Source organism: Polynucleobacter sp. 71A-WALBACH (assembly GCF_018882365.1).
Classification (GTDB): Bacteria; Pseudomonadota; Gammaproteobacteria; order Burkholderiales; family Burkholderiaceae; genus Polynucleobacter.
Map to the genome: position 1 here is coordinate 1,178,154 of NZ_JACVOP010000001.1, position 15,886 is coordinate 1,194,039.

Annotated in this window: 19 protein-coding genes and 1 tRNA gene; 11 read left to right on the forward strand and 9 right to left on the reverse strand. The window is 43.9% G+C overall.

Annotated elements, in window-relative coordinates; translation table 11 throughout:
* Positions 1–9: 9 nt before the first annotated feature.
* The 6 genes from typA (at position 10) to arsB (ending at position 7,017) form a co-directional block, all read left to right on the forward strand.
* The gene (gene typA, locus ICN42_RS06035) at positions 10–1,827 is read left to right on the forward strand and encodes a translational GTPase TypA (protein ID WP_173959679.1); all 1,818 of its coding nucleotides are present in this window, start codon (positions 10–12) and stop codon (positions 1,825–1,827) included.
* 115 nt (positions 1,828–1,942) lie between these two features.
* A complete protein-coding gene (locus ICN42_RS06040) occupies positions 1,943–4,309 on the forward strand; it encodes a Tex family protein (RefSeq protein ID WP_216252217.1) in 2,367 nt (788 codons plus the stop codon).
* Between the two features lie 75 nt (positions 4,310–4,384).
* Positions 4,385–5,134, forward strand: coding sequence for a molybdate ABC transporter substrate-binding protein (modA, locus tag ICN42_RS06045; RefSeq protein ID WP_216252219.1), 750 nt, complete (start codon positions 4,385–4,387; stop codon positions 5,132–5,134).
* Positions 5,135–5,171: 37 nt separating this feature from the next.
* On the forward strand, positions 5,172–5,501 hold the full coding sequence (locus tag ICN42_RS06050; protein ID WP_216252222.1) for a helix-turn-helix transcriptional regulator: 330 nt from the start codon (positions 5,172–5,174) through the stop codon (positions 5,499–5,501).
* On the forward strand, positions 5,498–5,977 hold the full coding sequence (locus tag ICN42_RS06055; RefSeq protein WP_216252224.1) for an arsenate reductase ArsC: 480 nt from the start codon (positions 5,498–5,500) through the stop codon (positions 5,975–5,977). Before ICN42_RS06050 ends, ICN42_RS06055 begins: the two co-directional genes overlap by 4 nt.
* On the forward strand, positions 5,974–7,017 hold the full coding sequence (gene arsB, locus ICN42_RS06060; RefSeq protein WP_216252226.1) for an ACR3 family arsenite efflux transporter: 1,044 nt from the start codon (positions 5,974–5,976) through the stop codon (positions 7,015–7,017). The genes ICN42_RS06055 and arsB overlap by 4 nt, the downstream gene beginning before the upstream one ends.
* 7 nt (positions 7,018–7,024) lie before the next feature.
* Here arsB and ICN42_RS06065 read toward each other — a convergent pair whose 3' ends face one another.
* The 3 genes from ICN42_RS06065 to ICN42_RS06075 all read right to left on the reverse strand — a co-directional run bounded on the left by ICN42_RS06065 (position 7,025) and on the right by ICN42_RS06075 (position 8,656).
* Positions 7,025–7,261: a hypothetical protein gene (locus ICN42_RS06065; protein ID WP_216252228.1), complete on the reverse strand. Its 237-nt coding sequence runs from the start codon at positions 7,259–7,261 to the stop codon at positions 7,025–7,027.
* Positions 7,262–7,331: 70 nt separating this feature from the next.
* Positions 7,332–7,757, reverse strand: coding sequence for a universal stress protein (locus ICN42_RS06070; protein WP_216252230.1), 426 nt, complete (start codon positions 7,755–7,757; stop codon positions 7,332–7,334).
* A 125-nt stretch (positions 7,758–7,882) separates the two neighbouring features.
* Positions 7,883–8,656, reverse strand: coding sequence for a TSUP family transporter (locus ICN42_RS06075; protein WP_216252232.1), 774 nt, complete (start codon positions 8,654–8,656; stop codon positions 7,883–7,885).
* A 329-nt stretch (positions 8,657–8,985) separates the two neighbouring features.
* On the opposite strand from ICN42_RS06075, the gene ICN42_RS06080 reads away from it, so the two are divergent.
* A tRNA-OTHER gene (locus ICN42_RS06080) sits at positions 8,986–9,057 on the forward strand.
* A 284-nt stretch (positions 9,058–9,341) separates the two neighbouring features.
* Here ICN42_RS06080 and ICN42_RS06085 read toward each other — a convergent pair.
* Positions 9,342–9,668 carry a hypothetical protein gene (locus ICN42_RS06085; protein WP_216252235.1) on the reverse strand — a complete coding sequence of 109 codons (327 nt, stop codon included), beginning with the start codon at positions 9,666–9,668 and terminating at the stop codon, positions 9,342–9,344.
* 211 nt (positions 9,669–9,879) lie between these two features.
* On the opposite strand from ICN42_RS06085, the gene ICN42_RS06090 reads away from it, so the two are divergent.
* Entirely contained in the window at positions 9,880–10,425 is a 546-nt protein-coding gene (locus tag ICN42_RS06090) for a hypothetical protein (RefSeq protein ID WP_216252237.1), read from the forward strand.
* Between the two features lie 56 nt (positions 10,426–10,481).
* Here ICN42_RS06090 and ICN42_RS06095 read toward each other — a convergent pair whose 3' ends face one another.
* The 5 genes from ICN42_RS06095 to ICN42_RS06115 form a co-directional block, all read right to left on the reverse strand.
* Positions 10,482–11,105 (reverse strand): nitroreductase family protein, encoded by a 624-nt coding sequence (locus ICN42_RS06095; protein ID WP_216252239.1) that lies wholly within the window; start codon positions 11,103–11,105, stop codon positions 10,482–10,484.
* 28 nt (positions 11,106–11,133) lie between these two features.
* Entirely contained in the window at positions 11,134–11,784 is a 651-nt protein-coding gene (locus ICN42_RS06100; RefSeq protein ID WP_216252241.1) for a BON domain-containing protein, read from the reverse strand.
* Between the two features lie 129 nt (positions 11,785–11,913).
* Positions 11,914–12,651, reverse strand: a complete 738-nt coding sequence (locus ICN42_RS06105) for an SOS response-associated peptidase (protein ID WP_216252243.1) — start codon at positions 12,649–12,651, stop codon at positions 11,914–11,916.
* Positions 12,652–12,673: 22 nt separating this feature from the next.
* The gene (locus tag ICN42_RS06110; protein ID WP_216252245.1) at positions 12,674–13,327 is read right to left on the reverse strand and encodes a BON domain-containing protein; all 654 of its coding nucleotides are present in this window, start codon (positions 13,325–13,327) and stop codon (positions 12,674–12,676) included.
* Between the two features lie 25 nt (positions 13,328–13,352).
* Positions 13,353–13,496, reverse strand: coding sequence for a hypothetical protein (locus tag ICN42_RS06115; protein WP_216252247.1), 144 nt, complete (start codon positions 13,494–13,496; stop codon positions 13,353–13,355).
* Positions 13,497–13,647: 151 nt separating this feature from the next.
* Between ICN42_RS06115 and ICN42_RS06120 the strand changes: the two genes are divergently transcribed.
* The 3 genes from ICN42_RS06120 (at position 13,648) to ICN42_RS06130 (ending at position 15,829) form a co-directional block, all read left to right on the forward strand.
* Positions 13,648–13,881, forward strand: coding sequence for a hypothetical protein (locus tag ICN42_RS06120; RefSeq protein ID WP_216252249.1), 234 nt, complete (start codon positions 13,648–13,650; stop codon positions 13,879–13,881).
* A 72-nt stretch (positions 13,882–13,953) separates the two neighbouring features.
* A protein-coding gene (locus ICN42_RS06125) for an IS3 family transposase (RefSeq protein WP_216252251.1) occupies positions 13,954–15,095 on the forward strand; the annotation gives its coding sequence in 2 pieces (ribosomal slippage) (positions 13,954–14,221 and positions 14,221–15,095; 1,143 coding nt in all).
* Positions 15,096–15,148: 53 nt separating this feature from the next.
* A complete protein-coding gene (locus ICN42_RS06130; RefSeq protein WP_216252253.1) occupies positions 15,149–15,829 on the forward strand; it encodes a GGDEF domain-containing protein in 681 nt (226 codons plus the stop codon).
* Positions 15,830–15,886 lie beyond the last annotated feature (57 nt).

Consider the following 15,886-nt stretch of genomic DNA (forward strand, 5'->3'; position numbering starts at 1 on the left):
AAGCTTCACATGACTAAACGCGCACTTCGTAATATCGCCATCATCGCCCACGTTGACCACGGTAAAACTACTTTGGTTGACCAACTCTTGCGCCAATCTGGCACATTCCGCTCAAATGAAAAAATGACCGAACGCGTCATGGACTCAAATGATTTGGAAAAAGAGCGTGGCATTACTATTTTGTCCAAGAACTGTGCGGTTGAGTATGACGGCACACATATCAACATCGTAGACACACCAGGACACGCCGACTTCGGTGGTGAGGTAGAGCGTGTGCTCTCCATGGTTGACGGTGTTTTGCTCTTGGTTGACGCAGTTGAAGGCCCAATGCCACAAACTCGCTTCGTAACTAAGAAGGCCTTGGCTCTTGGTTTGAAGCCAATTGTGGTGATTAACAAGGTTGACCGTCCAGGCGCACGCTGCGACTACGTAATCAATGCAACTTTTGAGTTGTTTGACAAACTTGGCGCGACTGAAGAGCAGCTCGATTTCCCGATCATCTACGCATCAGGCTTGAATGGCTATGCAGGAACAACAGAAGATGTTCGTGAAGGCGATATGCGTCCATTGTTTGACGCTGTCTTGAAATACGTGCCTGTGCGTGATGATGATCCAGATGGTCCTTTGCAATTCCAGATCTCTTCAATCGATTACAACAGCTATGTCGGTAAGATCGGTGTTGGTCGTATCAGCCGTGGTCGAGTGAAGTCTGGCATGGAAGTGGTTTGCATGAACGGCCCCGATGGCGTTCCATTTAAAGGCCGTATAAACCAGGTATTGAAATTTAAAGGTCTAGAGCGTGAAATCGTTGAAGAGGCTGTTGCTGGCGATATCGCTTTAATTAACGGTATTGAAGAGTTGGCAATTGGTACAACGGTTTGTGCGGTTGATAAGCCAGATCCATTGCCAATGCTGAAGATTGATGAGCCAACATTGACCATGAACTTTATGGTGAACACCAGCCCATTGGCTGGTCGTGAAGGCAAGTTTGTTACCAGCCGTCAAATTCGTGAGCGTCTTGATCGTGAATTGAAAGCCAATATGGCTTTGCGTGTTCGTCAGACTGATGACGATACCGTATTCGAAGTCTCAGGTCGCGGTGAGTTGCATTTAACGATTTTGGTTGAAACTATGCGTCGTGAAGGCTATGAAATGGCCGTTTCCCGTCCACGCGTAGTGTTCCACGAAGAGAACGGTGTCAAGATGGAGCCATACGAAAACTTAACTGTGGACGTAGAAGATGCTACTCAAGGTGCTGTAATGGAAGACTTGGGCAAGCGTAAGGGCGAGTTGCAAGATATGGTGAGTGATGGAAAAGGTCGTACCCGTCTTGAGTACCGTATTCCTGCGCGTGGCTTGATCGGTTTCCAGGGCGATTTCATGACCATGACTCGTGGTAATGGCTTGATGAGTCATACATTTGATTGTTACGCACCAGCTAAAGACGGAATTTTAGGTGAGCGCCATAACGGCGTATTGATTAGCCAGGATGATGGTGAAGCAGTTGCTTACGCTATTTGGAAACTGCAAGATCGCGGTCGTATGTTTGTAAAGCACGGCGATCCGGTCTATGAAGGTATGGTGATTGGTATTCATAGTCGTGACAATGACTTGGTTGTGAACCCAATTAAAGGTAAGCAATTAACTAACGTGCGCTCTTCAGGTACCGATGAAGCTGTTCGTTTAGTGACTCCAATCGACTTGACCTTAGAGTACGCGGTTGAATTTATTAGCGACGATGAATTGGTAGAAGTAACACCAAAAAGCGTACGAATTCGTAAGCGCTACTTGAAAGAGCATGATCGTAAAAAAGCATCTCGCGAGTAATTTCCTCGACTTGTTTTAATCAGTCATGCCGCTAGTTAAATAAGAGTCACCTTTGGGTGGCTCTTATTTTTCCTTGATACCTGTTTTCCTAAAATCTAAGTAAATTATTTATTTCATGCTGCCATCCATCGAACAACGCCTTGCCCAAGAGTTATCCGCTAAACCCGCTCAAGTAGCCGCTGCTATTGCCTTAATGGATGAGGGTGCAACAGTTCCCTTTATTGCACGATATCGCAAAGAAGCGACGGGTGGTTTGGATGACACGCAGTTACGATTATTGGAAGATCGCCTAGGTTATCTGCGAGAGCTCGAAGAGCGCCGCAAAGCGATTGTGAGTTCAATTGAAGAGCAGGGCAAGATGACGCCAGAATTGCTCAAAGCTATCATGCTGGCTGAGGATAAGACACGTCTTGAGGATCTCTATTTGCCTTATAAGGTCAAGCGTCGCACCAAAGCTCAAATCGCCCTAGAGGCTGGATTGGAGCCTCTAGCAAATGACTTATTGGCTAATCCAACCCTTGATCCAGAGCTAGAGGCTGCTAAATATTTAAAAGAAGCTTTTACATCAGATCAAGGTGAGAATCCTGGCGTAGTGGATACCAAGGCTGCTTTAGAGGGTGCCCGTCAGATTTTAATGGAGCGTTTTGCGGAAGATGCGGGACTAGTGCAATCACTAAGAACGTATTTACAAGAGCATGGCGTTGTGGAATCTAAAGTCATCGCTGGTAAAGAGCAAGAGGGCGAGAAATTCGCTGACTACTTTGATTATTCGGAGCCCATTTCAGCGATTCCATCACATCGTGCCTTGGCTTTATTTAGAGGTCGCCGCGAGCAAATGTTGATGGTCAATCTGCGTCTAGATACTGAAGAAGAAAAACCTAGGTGGGATGCGCCACATAACCCTTGTGAATCCCGCATTGCTAACCAGTTCAAGATTAAAAATGAAGGTCGTCCCGCGGATCAGTGGTTAGCTGAGACTGTTCGTTGGACTTGGCGTATCAAGTGTTCTATGCACTTAGAGTCTGAGCTGATGAGCGCCCTACGGGAGCGCTCCGAGACTGAGGCTATCAATGTCTTCGCCCGAAATCTTAAAGATTTACTATTGGCCGCACCTGCTGGACCTAAGGTAACGATTGGCTTGGATCCAGGTATGAGAACAGGAGTCAAGGTTGCTGTAGTCGATGCGACTGGTAAGGTGGTAGACACCGAAGTGATTTATCCACATCAACCAAAGAATGATTGGGATGGCTCATTGCACACGCTGGCTAAATTAGCGGAGAAGCATAAGGCGACCCTAATCTCAATCGGTAACGGTACGGCATCACGTGAGACTGATAAGTTGGCGCAAGATTTAATTAAAGCTAAGCCAGAACTCAAGCTGACGAAGATTGTCGTGTCGGAAGCAGGGGCATCAGTCTACTCAGCCTCTGAGTACGCCTCAAAAGAATTACCAGGCATGGATGTGTCTTTGCGTGGAGCAGTATCAATAGCGCGAAGGTTGCAAGATCCCTTGGCTGAGCTTGTCAAGATTGATCCGAAGTCTATTGGTGTTGGCCAGTATCAACATGATGTGATGCAGACTCAACTAGCTAAGTCATTGGTGGCGGTAGTTGAGGATTGCGTGAATGCAGTAGGTGTAGATGTGAACACCGCTTCGGCACCTTTGCTATCAAGGGTTTCTGGTCTAAGTAGTGCCGTTGCTGAGGGTATTGTCACTTATCGAGATAGTAATGGCGCCTTTCAGACGCGGGCAGATTTACGGAGTGTGCCGCGCCTAGGCGACAAGACCTTTGAGCAAGCTGCCGGTTTCTTGCGCATCATGAATGGCAAAGATCCATTAGATGCATCCGCAGTCCATCCAGAATCCTATCCTTTGGTAGAAAAGATTCTGAAAGATATTAAAAAGGGCGTAAAGGAAGTTATTGGAGATGCTGGAATACTGAAAGGCCTCAACCCAGAAAAGTATGCGGATGAGAAGTTTGGTGTTCCTACAGTTACCGACATCATTAAAGAATTAGAAAAGCCGGGTCGCGATCCACGTCCTGAATTCACCACAGCAACATTTAAAGATGGCGTTGAAAAAATTAGCGATCTCAAAGCGGACATGATTTTGGAAGGCGTTGTCACTAACGTTGCAGCCTTTGGTGCCTTTGTAGACATTGGCGTTCATCAAGACGGCTTAGTGCATATTTCTGCTTTAGCTAATACCTTTGTTAAAGACCCACATTCGGTAGTAAAAGCAGGGCAGGTTGTTAAAGTGAAAGTCTTGGAAGTAGATGAAAAGCGTAAACGGATTGCGTTGACGATGCGACTCTCTGATGAGGCGCCTAAATCAGCTCCAGGCGTAAGGTCAGAGCAACGAACTCCGAACCGCCCAGGAGTACCAAGAGCTCCAGAAGCCAGAAGACCGCAGGAAGATAGAAGATCTGCGCCCCCCATCAATAATGCGATGGCGGATGCCTTAAGAAAGTTAAGAGGCTGAAGCTAAAAAACATTACACTTTGCAAGATAAGGTGTGACTGTAAATGGGGATAGAGATAAAAATCATATGATTCTGGTGAAACCTATTCTGATGGCTTTTCTGGCTCTCTATGCCTTTGCTTCTTTAGCTCAAGCAGTCCCAACGGTAGCGGCCGCCTCAGATTTAAAGTTTCCTTTAGAAGAGATAGCTGCTAACTATAAGTCCGATAAAGGCCAAGCCGTGAAGTTGGTATTTGGCTCATCTGGTGTGCTGTGGCAGCAAGTTAAAAACGGGGCGCCCTTTAGCTTGCTGATGTCGGCTGATGAAGCATACGTAGATGACCTATTTAAAAATAACTTAACGATAGATGGTGGGACTCTCTACGCTATTGGCAGAATTGTTCTCTTGGAGAAAAAGGGCAGCCCAATTAAGCTCAGTATCGACAAGGAGGGCTTGATTAAAGCGATTCAGGATGCCAAGAAAATCGCAATCGCCAATCCAGCTCACGCTCCTTATGGCAGGGCTGCTAAAGAATATCTCACCAGCATGGGAGTTTGGGAGCTCATCGAGCCCAAGCTAGTATTTGGGGAAAATATTTCACAGGCAACTATGTTTGCTTTAACCGGCTCGGCAGACTTTGCAATCTCGGCCTTATCTCTGGCCTCATCACCGCAAATCCAAGTTCAATCGACCTATGTGCTGATCCCAGATACTTTGCATAAGCCACTGAAACATAGAATGGTCTTATTAAAAAATACTGCATTCAGCGCCAAAGATTTTTACATCTACCTTCAAGAGCCTAAGTCGAAGCAAGTGATGACGAGGTATGGATTTGCTACTCCGTAGTCATTAATTTGTAATATTGTTTCATTATTGTCGAATTATGAAAAATACAGAAGCAATACAGGCATTCATCGCTTTGGGCCAAGAGTCGCGTTTAAATGTCTACCGACTCATTGTTCAGAAGGGGGATGCAGGTTTGTTGCCCTCACAAATTCATGAGATGCTGGGCATACCAAATGCAACACTCAGCTTTCATTTAAAAGAGCTTTATCAGGCTAATCTCATTACGGTAGAGCGTCAAAGCCGAAACTTGATCTACAGACCAAACCCCGGTACGGTTGAAAATCTTAGCCAATTTCTATTGGCCAACTGCTGTGGTGGTAAATCATGTAAACCAAGCCAAGTCGCAAAGAAGGTAAAAGTCCAATGAAGCAGTACAACATTCTTTTCTTGTGTACACATAACTCTGCTCGTTCCGTATTGGGAGAGGTGCTAGCCTCTACCCACCCTAGCGGGAAATTCTTTGGCTATTCAGCAGGATCAAGCCCTGGAACTTCCGTTAATCCCATTGCAAAAGAAATTGCCATAGAGCTAGGTTTCGATGAAAGCAAGCTACGCTCAAAGAGTTGGGATGAGTTTGCTCTTCCTGGCGCCCCTAAGATGGATTTTATTATTACGGTTTGTGATAATGCAGCCGGCGAGGTCTGCCCTTTTTGGCCTGGCAGTCCAGTTACTGCACATTGGGGCTTCCCCGATCCATCACAAGTACAGGGTAGCAATTTGGAGAGGAAGACTGCTTTTAATGAAGTAAAAAATGGCCTACAAAGACGCCTCGATATTTTGGCTGCCATGCCATTAGAAAAACTCGACTCCCTGAGTCTAAAAGAGGTCCATACAAAAGCATGAGTTCAATTACTAAAAAACTGTCTTTCCTAGATCGCTATCTAACGGTTTGGATTTTTGTGGCGATGGCGACGGGGATTGCCTTGGGTCACTTCATGCCTGGTATTGAAGGGTTTATCAATGCCTTCCAGGTAGGGACAACCAATATCCCAATCGCTATTGGCTTGATATTAATGATGTACCCTCCATTTGCTAAGGTCCGCTACGAAGACCTACCGGATGTCTTTAAGGACAAGCGCATCTTCCTAGTCTCGCTACTAATGAACTGGTTTATTGCGCCAACATTAATGTTCTTTTTGGCGATTATCTTTGTCCCAGATCAGCCCGAATATATGGCTGGCCTAATTCTGATTGGCATTGCACCTTGTATTGCGATGGTGATTGTTTGGAATGATTTAGCAAAGGGTTCAACAGAATATGCTGCTGGTTTGGTTGCATTTAATGCGATCTTTCAGGTTCTATTCTTTAGCGTCTATGCTTATTTCTTTCTCACCATATTGCCTCCTTACTTTGGATTAGCGGGGGCTAATGTCAGTGTGAGTATGGGCGAAATTGCTCAAAGTGTTTTTATTTATCTCGGAGTGCCTTGTATTGCAGGCATATTGACTCGAGTCGTGATGCTCAAATACATTTCCAAGGATCGCTATCACGAGCAGTTTGTACCTCGAATTGGAAAGATCACCTTGATCGCCTTACTGTTTACGATTGTGGTGATGTTTAGTCTAAAGGGTAATTTGATTCTGTCATTACCTTTGGATGTCGTGACGATCGCGGTTCCATTGCTAATCTTTTTCCTCATCATGTTTTTACTGACATTTTTTGTGACTGGCAGAATGGGGATCGATTACAAGCGTTGTTGCACGCTTTCATTTACAGCCTCAAGTAATAACTTTGAGCTGGCTATCGCTGTAGCGATTGCAGTATTCGGCATCAATTCTGGCGCTGCCTTTGCAGCGGTGATAGGCCCCCTAGTAGAGGTACCCATCATGATTGGCTTAGTTGCCGTAGCGCTTTGGGTTAAAGCGCGTTATTTTGATCAATAGCTTTTGATCAAGCGCGATAGGGTCGTACAAGCGCCTCTAAAGCAAAGGCATCATTCGAATGCCTGAGTCGATCTATTGATTCTCTGAGCGCCTTTATTTCTTTGCATTTGAGCTTTCGAAGCTTCTTGCGATCCATGCCATAGGTATCCACTAAGTAGCGAACTCTGGATAGGCACAACTGGAGGCGAATCAGCCAGTAAATGGCAAAAATTCCTGGTGCAAATAAGAGAAGTAAAATACTCATTTCGTAGTCCATAAAAAAGACCGCCACCTGGACGGTCTATTCAAGTTAATGTAAAAATTAACCTTCGTTCTTATTTAATCAATAAAACAGGTTGCTTAGCTGCATTGCTTACCTTTTGGGCAACTGATCCCATGATGGCATCAACAATACCGCTTCTACCCTTTGATCCCATTACTATCAGATCAAACTTTTCTTTATTTGCTAGAGCAATAATTTCGTTGGCAACGTTACCACGCTTAATGACCATGCTGTGTTTGACGCCAGCAGTATCAAGAGCCTTTTGAGCCCCTTTGAGCTCTTTCTCGCTCACCTCACGGAGGTAGTCATCGATCACACTACTGGCTACAAATTGCTTCACGTGACCAAGGCCAATATCATCATGGATGCTGATTAATGTCACTGTGCACTTACTACGTAAATTTTTAGCCAACTTACCAACATACTTAGCTGCGTTGAGCGATGATTTTGAGCCATCAACTGGTAATAGAATTTTCATAATGCCCTTCATTATTAAATTGATAAAACTGTTGCTACCGAGATTTAATGTACTCCCTAAATACTGATAAATCTATATGCCTACTAATACCTTAGTAATTTATTAGTTTATTGACTTTTGTGGTTTTATTTTAAGAAAGCATCATAAAAGGTCTTCATGATGAGGATAGTAACCAGGATAAAGAAGCCTTTTCGGATAAAAGAGTTTCCATGTTTGATTGCAATCTTAGTGCCAATTTGACCGCCTACCAGATTTGCGCTGGCCATTAGTAAGCCAAGCTTCCAATCAAAGTAGCCAAGATAGAAAAAGACGCATAGCGCACCCAGATTGGAGGCAATATTGAGAAACTTTGCCGGTGCCGCAGACCGCAAAAAATCAAATCCCAAAATACGGGTATACAGCAGTTTATAAAAGGCTCCAGCTCCAGGCCCCAGAAAACCGTCATAAAAGCCAATAATGCTGGCACCAGCAGAGGCAATGGCTTTTTGTTTATGGTGTTGATGTTTCGGTGCGTGAACTAGGCCGATACTGGATTTGATATTAAAAAGAAGAAGTGCTATCAACAAAAATGGCAGGGCACCTCTGAGCCATTCAGTTGGTAACTGGGTAACGAGGTATGCACCTGCAACAGATGCACAAAAAGCAAATATGGAGGAAATGACGACCAAGCCCCAAGGGACCCTATTTGCCCTACTGTACTGAATGGCTGCTCCAATAGTCCCCACGATTGAGCCAAACTTATTCACCGAAAGTAGGGTGGCCGGTAGAAAGCCTGGCAATACTGCAAAAAGGGCTGGTATCTGAATCATTCCGCCTCCACCGATGATGGAGTCCACTAGCCCCGCAAATAGTGCACAGGCTAACAATAGACTGAGGTCAAAAAATGAAAGTTCAAACATTAAATTCCCTGCCTTAAAGTCGGCAATATTGATATTAGATTAGTAAGATTGCTAAATTGTAAAGGGCGAATAGAATGCCTACTCCATATTTGTCTGGATCTACAGGAGAGGGCTTGCATTAGCGGGTATATCAAGCTAGCGATACCCTATGCATTTCTGTAATAGCAGTTTAGAAACGTCAGGAATATTGATGTTTATCAATTTTTGAATTTGGTGGGGATCTATAAATGAGGCGTGGGGTGTGATGCGTAATTTAATTTGTGAGGGAAGCGCGAATTAAAGACTGTTTACCTTAGCGGCGAACATATCATTCCTTACTTTCCCCGGGTGTGGGTGTAGTTCAATGGCAGAACGATGACCTATTTATAGGCTGTTAAGAGGGTTCGATTCCCTCCACCACATCAAACAACCGCTCTCGATAAAAATTCCCATATAGGCAATTCTCTCACCTAATTTAAGGGTGGTTTAATAAAATCAAAACTATTGATATTTATCAAAACTACTTTTTTAAAGACGATTAAAAAGTAGCTGTAGTGTGCAGTGTTTAACTTGAGCTTCTAACGTGGGGAGTAGGTTCAAGCGAATTTGTCATGGATGGATGCACTGCACACTTCCCCCATATCTGCTTGATGTTTCCTATGAGGTCTTTTGCCACCATTGGGTGGCATTTTTTTGCGCTGCTATTTCATGAAAAATGCTCTAAAGCTGTTCCCAAAAATTCAGCAATCATGATCTCCCCATCTTTGGGATGTGCCCGAAAATACTCCTCATAGAAAATTTCAACTTGATGTCGGTTAAGTTGATCCAGGCAGCCTTTACCTAGCTTTCTTCTAAACCAATCAATATGACCACAAATAATATCGATGTCGTTGGCCAGAACTGCTTGTCTTAGGCTATCGATAAATTGTTCATCGCTTTTACCCTTTAGGCTGGCAAGACCCAGTACAACATCCTCTGGAGTTGAGCAGGTGATATCACCCACTTCGCGGATAGAGTTCAATTTAACGTTCATCGATAGGCTTATCAAGTTAAGAAGGTTAGTTAGAGATTGGAATCTTAGGTCCTGAAGTTGGCAGAAGTTTGAGTTTTATCAAAAAATTGAATTTAAAGCCCTAGCTAATTAACCAGTTCTTCATTTTTAGCATTTTTGCTGATTATTGCGATATGTCAAAAAATGGATGATTTAGAGCGATAGGATGATCGCTTACGAAAAGGAGATAAAAATGGGTGTAAATCAGTTAGGTGAGAAGTTCAATAAGATGCATCATTCAAGTATGAAAAGTACACAAGTATTGGGTAAGATGGCTGCCGAAGGCGCTAAGAATGTATCTCAAGCACATGCTTCCTTAGCTAATCATGTTGCAAAAAATATGCAGATGGCTGCTGCCAATATGATGACTGCGAAGAGTCCAGAGGAGATTTGGGCGGTAATGAAGGGTAATGGAAGTGCTCCATTTTCAGAGGAATTGAAGGCATATCAAGAGTCTATGCGGAAAGCGCTAAATGATTATGCCCATGAATTCTCCGAGGTGAACGATGAATTATTTGAGCATACTAAAGATGGGTTGGATGAATTCTTTAAAGTGGCTTGTCAAAATGCACCCGATGGTACGGAGGTCTTAATTAAGCCATACCAGTCTGCTTTCAATGCTTGTTTTGAGGGTATGCAGAAAATTCAACAACTCATGACTGGCTACCTAGACAATATAGAAGGTGGCATGAGTCAGCTGAATCAAAAATCTTCATCTACATCACATGCTCGAAAGTGAAGAGTTCTATTGGGGCGCCAAGCCTTTGGCTGGCCCCCAGTTGATTCCCTTTGAATCTAGGTATTCTCTAAGGAGAGTGACTTCCAAGACAGAATTTCAGGGGGCTTTCGATCAATCTTAGGAGTGAATGTGGATGGCTTACCAAGAATAATTGGTGCGATCACTCTTGCTCCTTCGGGAATACTTAACTCACTCTTCCATTCAGGCGTATTGAGGATGTCAACCGCAAATCCAATCACACAACTTCCAAGACCATGCGAGTAGGCGGCTAACATCAGATTCTCAGCTGCTAGCCAGCAATCGGCCTCCACAAATCTTCCGGGAAATTTACCGCAAATTAAGACTAAGGTGCTGGCATTGTAAAAAATCTCAAAGCCCTTTGTTTGCACAATCTTGATTGCATTTTGAGAGAATGTGCTTTTGTCCGATCTCGTGGCCAATATTGCTTCCTTGATTTCATTTGAAATCCGATGCAGGAGTCCTTGGTCTTGAATTACCGAAAAAGCGCAAGGCTCTTCATGCATGGCAGTGGGAGCCTGAGCCGCCGCCTTGAGTAGGGTGGTAAGCAGCTCTGAATCCACTATTTCATCAGTAAAATGCCGCACGGATCTTCTGGAATAGATCGCCTCTGTTACCGTGATCGGATGGGTACCCATCGCATCGTTAAACTTTCGTGTCATAACACTTCCTCAAATTAATGGTGGCTCATTAGGTAAATGAGGTGTTATCGATTACTTTCTTAACGCCTGGAACTGCCCATACCGCATCGATTGCAAGAGTCCTTTCCTTCCAATCATGAATTTTCCCGCCGAGCGTGACTTCATCGCCATGAATGCTCACCGTAATCTCTTGTGCTTCTTCGTGAGCACGACGTTTGAGTGCTCGCTCAATATCAATTTTTACGGCATTAACAGAGATAGCCGGTTTCACCATAATATGGTTGTAGACGCCACGTACCCCAGTCAAATAACGCAATGAATTTTCAGCGGATAAGCGTTCAAAGTGCCATGGTACTTCGCCAGTGAGGGTGATAAACCCATCCTCGACCCTAATAGATACGAGATCTGCGAGTTTATAAACATTCCATTTGAGCGCTTCCATCGCTGCTTTTGCTATTTCGGTATCACTTTTCTTGCTAGAGCCTGGAAGTACAACGTCTAATTCAATTGCGATGAACTTAACCCCCGCAACCCTTTTAGCAGCTTGCTCGGCATTCCACTTCTCGGCAAAGCTATCAACATGCCCTGAAAGGGTTACGACACCATGTTTAACCTCAACTCCGATATGAGCTGCGTTCACCTTTGGCTCCCACTTCAGTTCAGCCATGACATCTTGTTGGATTTGAAGATCTGTTTTCATTTTTCCCTCTAAGTATTTTGTATTGGGATGTCAGCCTCTAATTAAAGAGCCCGCATCTAAGTCAAAACTGTAAGGGAGGCTGAAAACTGAATATTGAGGAATATCAATATTAGCCAGTAGATTAATGATTCACACCTGGGATATAGACGGTTCTTGAGATGAAGTAGGCTTCATTTCTTTGGGTGCCGGCTGACCGATAAGATCTAGCGGGGCTTCTGAAGTAATCAGCCCGTTAGCACTTTTCAGGTTAGCTTCTAGCCAATGACGCATTTCATTATCAGGAATGATGATTGGCATTCTTTTGGCATCACCTAGTTTATGAAATCGCTTAAGAAGGGGATGTGAACTGGCATCTTTTGTCAAAATGCAGAATGAAATAATATCTTTTCCTAGGTCAACGTTAGTCCATCTGTCCCATAGGCAAGCCAGTGCGAATGGTTTATTGTCAGATTTTTTAATAATCCATCTCACTGGTGAATCACTCTCATAATTTGGTTGAAAAAATCCTTCAATTACGACCAGGGCAAAATGCCTCCGATTCCATGCCGTCCTAAAGCTTGGTTTGGAGCTCACTGTCTCACTGCGGGCGTTGAATGTCTCTCTATGTAAGTTGGGAATATGATTGGCTGTCATGGATTCGCTCCTAACATTGTGCGTATATTTATTTGATTTACCGCTACTAGCCCAGGAGGGTACTAGACCAAAGTGAGCTAAGTCACTTTTGTATTCTCCTGCATCAAATGCGGCTCGGATAATTGGACAGTAATATCCTGGATAAATTTCTGTATCAAATTTCTTTGGCAGGGCGATGGAAAAATGGTCTTGTACCCATAAATTATTTGTAGAGGCAATAAAGTTAAGGCACATAAGTTCTTTGGGTAGATGTTATTTAATTGACGATTTGAATTTTGTCTACGACATTTTTGACGGAAGGAATTGTCCATGCCGCATTGACCGCAGAATTTCTCTCAGACCAGCTATGTACCTTTCCAGATAGGGTGACAATATTGTTATCAATGGCAATATCCAAGTTATTAGCCTCATCAATGGCTTGACGTCTAAAAGAATCAGTAATGTCCTTCTTGACTAGCGGAATACTCAGTTTCGGTTCAACATTAATTAAGCTACAAATTCCAGTAATGCCAATCAAGTTTGCAATGAGGTGTTGGACTAATTCTTTTTGAGAGTGCGACTCTACGGTGCCGCTTAAAGTGATAAATCCTGCCTCAACCTTGGCTTTAATATTGTTATCAGGGTTAATATTGCTCCAGTTGATTAGGCTCTGAATCTGATAGGAAATTTCGGAATCACTTCGGGTGGAGGATCCAGGCAGAATCACCTTGATTTCTTGGGCTAAGGCATTCACACCTTTAACTTGTTTTGTAGCTTTCTCAGCTTTCCACTTTTCGTAATAACTTTCTACATGGCCAGACAGGGTAACGACGCCATTTGAAACCTCAACCCCTATATGGCCTGCATGGATATGAGGGTCATGCATTAGTTCAGTAAGCACATCCTTTTGAATCTCTAGATCTGTTTTCATCGGAATATCCTTCCTAGTTATGCCATTACTTAGCCGCGCGCCTATTCCGTTTTTTCTTGATTGCTTTATCAATCGCCTCCTGCCAGATGAGGCGATCCCATAGTTTCGGATCAATTTCTTTGCTGTTGTTGGACTCCTTGGAATAGTTTCCCGATGCCTTTTTGATCATGTCTTTTCTCCCTGATAGTGGATGATCTGAATTTAATTCTTGCCAAGATTGTTTTTTTGATTTTTATCAAGAATTGAATTCCACATGACTCTATAAATCACACATGAGATGTCAATCTTCAATCATGAATCAATGAGTCATTGGAGGAAGTATGAAATCGTATTTTTTAAAGACTGCTTTAGCATCAATTGTGCTGGTATCAACTATTCAATATTGCTATGCTGAGCTACCTGAAATTGAGAGTCGCAGCAATTTATCTTGCATGATGGGTGGTGTAGGGCTAGATGAATCTCAATCAATGCGAGAAGAGGCGAAGAAGTGGCCTTTAGCTATTGAATTTTCAGAGCATATAGATAAGACGGACGCATGGATTTCTGGTGCCTGAACTGACCTGATTTTTAGTACCACTCCAAAAGAGAGGATTTTTGATAATCTCTCACTTAAAGGAGTGCTAAATATGGCAAAAGGCCAACGTCTCAAACCCGAGCAAATCGTCACCTTATTGCGTCAAATCGATGTTTTAACCACCAATGGCAAAACCTTAGCTCAAGCTTGTAAAGAAGTGGGAACGGTAGAGCAAAGCTACTATCGCTGGCGCAAGATCTATGGCGGCATGAAGGTCGACCAGGCTCGCAAGTACAAAGATCTGGAAGCGGAAAATACCCGGCTTAAGAAGCTCGTAGCGGACTTATCGCTACGAGAAGTCATGCTCAAGGAGGTTATTAAGGGAAACTTCTAAGCCCTGCTAAGCGTAAAAATGCAGCGCAGCTACTCATGGATCGGTATTACATCTCTGAGCGGACTGCCTGCAGTTTAGTGGGGCTATCGAGAGCCGCTTATCGGTATATGCCGCTGCCTAAAGATGACGAAGAGCCGCTTAGAGCCGAGGTCATCCGCATGGCGAGCACCTATGGCAGGTACGGCTACCGATTTATTGCCGGGATGATGCGTAATGCCGGTTGGGGCCAAGCTACCACCGCAAAGGTCGCTCGTATCTGGCGGCAAGAAGGCCTAAAGATCCCACAAAAGCAGCCTCCTAGAGGCAGACTCTGGTTTAACGATGGCAGCTGTATGCGCCTGCGAGCTACTGCCCCCAATCATGTGTGGAGTTACGATTTTGTCTTTATTAGAGATGCGTATGGTGGCAAGATCCGCATGCTCACCCTAATTGATGAGTTCAGTAGAAAATGCTTAACGATCCACTGCGCCAGAAGAATTGGTTCGATCCAAGTGATTGAACAACTGGCGAACGCCATGATTGACAACGGTATCCCAGAGTACATCCGAAGTGATAATGGCCCAGAATTTATTGCTAAAGACCTGCGTAGTTGGTTATCTGGCATTGGGGTCAAAACTGCTTATATTGAACCAGGGAGCCCTTGGGAGAATGGCTTTTGTGAGAGCTTTAATGGCACCTTCAGAGACAACCTCCTTGATGGAGAAATCTTCTATAGCTTGAAGGAGGCACAGATCATCGTGGGGGAGTGGGTTAAACATTACAACCATGTCAGGCCCCATAGTGCTTTAGGTTACAGACCACCAGCACCTCAAACCCAAGTACCCAAACTCATACAGAATCAACCCATGTTGCTGCAATGATTTACTATAGAAAAACTCTCTTTGGTAATGGACCTAAATTGACAGCAGTTCAGATGGAAACATATAAAAATTCAGCTGATCCCTTGCTCAATAATTTGCGATTGAACATCATGCTGTCTGTACTAATTTTATTTTTAGGGCTATCTGGCGTCACCCTGATGCTCTTTTACCGAGCGAAACAAAGAACACAAGAAGAAGAATTACGCTTAATTAATAGTAACGAGGTGCTGCATGACGCAGCTCATTTTGATACCTTGACTAAATTGCCTAACCGCCTGTCTCTCGATGGTCTATTGGAGAGGGCTAAGGCGGTTGCGAGAGTAGATTCAGACTTATTGGCAATTTGCTTCTTGGATTTAGATGGTTTCAAGGAGGTAAATGATCGAATGGGTCATTTATCTGGAGACAATCTTTTAATTGCTGCAGCAGGGCGCATGAAAAAAGCAGTGCGCGATAGTGACTCCGTGATTCGCTTGGGAGGGGATGAGTTTGTTCTCATCCTAGGTGGTATAAAAAATGAGACTCAACTAAAGATTCTGCTAAATCGAATGTTGAGTTTGCTATCCGCCCCATTTATGATCGATGGGCGGAATATCTCTATCAGTGCCAGTATTGGGGTGACGATTTATCCTAAGGACAACGCGGCCACTACTGATTTATTGGCACATGCGGATTCTGCTATGTATGTTGCTAAGAACCGGGGCAAGAATGCTTGGGAACTCTACGCCCCCTAACTTTTTATTGGTCTTGATGGCAGCTATTTCAGCGGCTATTAGCTATTGGGTTAATAA

What these genes read in the sequence shown, in the direction of transcription:
- ICN42_RS06075 (WP_216252232.1), bottom strand. Translation starts at nt 8,656, where the DNA reads ATGTTTGAACTTTCATTTTTTGACCTCAGTCTATTGTTAGCCTGTGCA.
- ICN42_RS06095 (WP_216252239.1), bottom strand. Translation starts at nt 11,105, where the DNA reads ATGACACGAAAGTTTAACGATGCGATGGGTACCCATCCGATCACGGTA.
- arsB (WP_216252226.1), top strand. Translation starts at nt 5,974, where the DNA reads ATGAGTTCAATTACTAAAAAACTGTCTTTCCTAGATCGCTATCTAACG.
- ICN42_RS06085 (WP_216252235.1), bottom strand. Translation starts at nt 9,668, where the DNA reads ATGAACGTTAAATTGAACTCTATCCGCGAAGTGGGTGATATCACCTGC.
- ICN42_RS06070 (WP_216252230.1), bottom strand. Translation starts at nt 7,757, where the DNA reads ATGAAAATTCTATTACCAGTTGATGGCTCAAAATCATCGCTCAACGCA.
- ICN42_RS06120 (WP_216252249.1), top strand. Translation starts at nt 13,648, where the DNA reads ATGAAATCGTATTTTTTAAAGACTGCTTTAGCATCAATTGTGCTGGTA.
- ICN42_RS06055 (WP_216252224.1), top strand. Translation starts at nt 5,498, where the DNA reads ATGAAGCAGTACAACATTCTTTTCTTGTGTACACATAACTCTGCTCGT.
- ICN42_RS06130 (WP_216252253.1), top strand. Translation starts at nt 15,149, where the DNA reads ATGGAAACATATAAAAATTCAGCTGATCCCTTGCTCAATAATTTGCGA.
- typA (WP_173959679.1), top strand. Translation starts at nt 10, where the DNA reads ATGACTAAACGCGCACTTCGTAATATCGCCATCATCGCCCACGTTGAC.
- ICN42_RS06040 (WP_216252217.1), top strand. Translation starts at nt 1,943, where the DNA reads ATGCTGCCATCCATCGAACAACGCCTTGCCCAAGAGTTATCCGCTAAA.
- ICN42_RS06110 (WP_216252245.1), bottom strand. Translation starts at nt 13,327, where the DNA reads ATGAAAACAGATCTAGAGATTCAAAAGGATGTGCTTACTGAACTAATG.
- ICN42_RS06105 (WP_216252243.1), bottom strand. Translation starts at nt 12,651, where the DNA reads ATGTGCCTTAACTTTATTGCCTCTACAAATAATTTATGGGTACAAGAC.
- ICN42_RS06115 (WP_216252247.1), bottom strand. Translation starts at nt 13,496, where the DNA reads ATGATCAAAAAGGCATCGGGAAACTATTCCAAGGAGTCCAACAACAGC.
- ICN42_RS06065 (WP_216252228.1), bottom strand. Translation starts at nt 7,261, where the DNA reads ATGAGTATTTTACTTCTCTTATTTGCACCAGGAATTTTTGCCATTTAC.
- ICN42_RS06100 (WP_216252241.1), bottom strand. Translation starts at nt 11,784, where the DNA reads ATGAAAACAGATCTTCAAATCCAACAAGATGTCATGGCTGAACTGAAG.
- ICN42_RS06090 (WP_216252237.1), top strand. Translation starts at nt 9,880, where the DNA reads ATGGGTGTAAATCAGTTAGGTGAGAAGTTCAATAAGATGCATCATTCA.
- ICN42_RS06050 (WP_216252222.1), top strand. Translation starts at nt 5,172, where the DNA reads ATGAAAAATACAGAAGCAATACAGGCATTCATCGCTTTGGGCCAAGAG.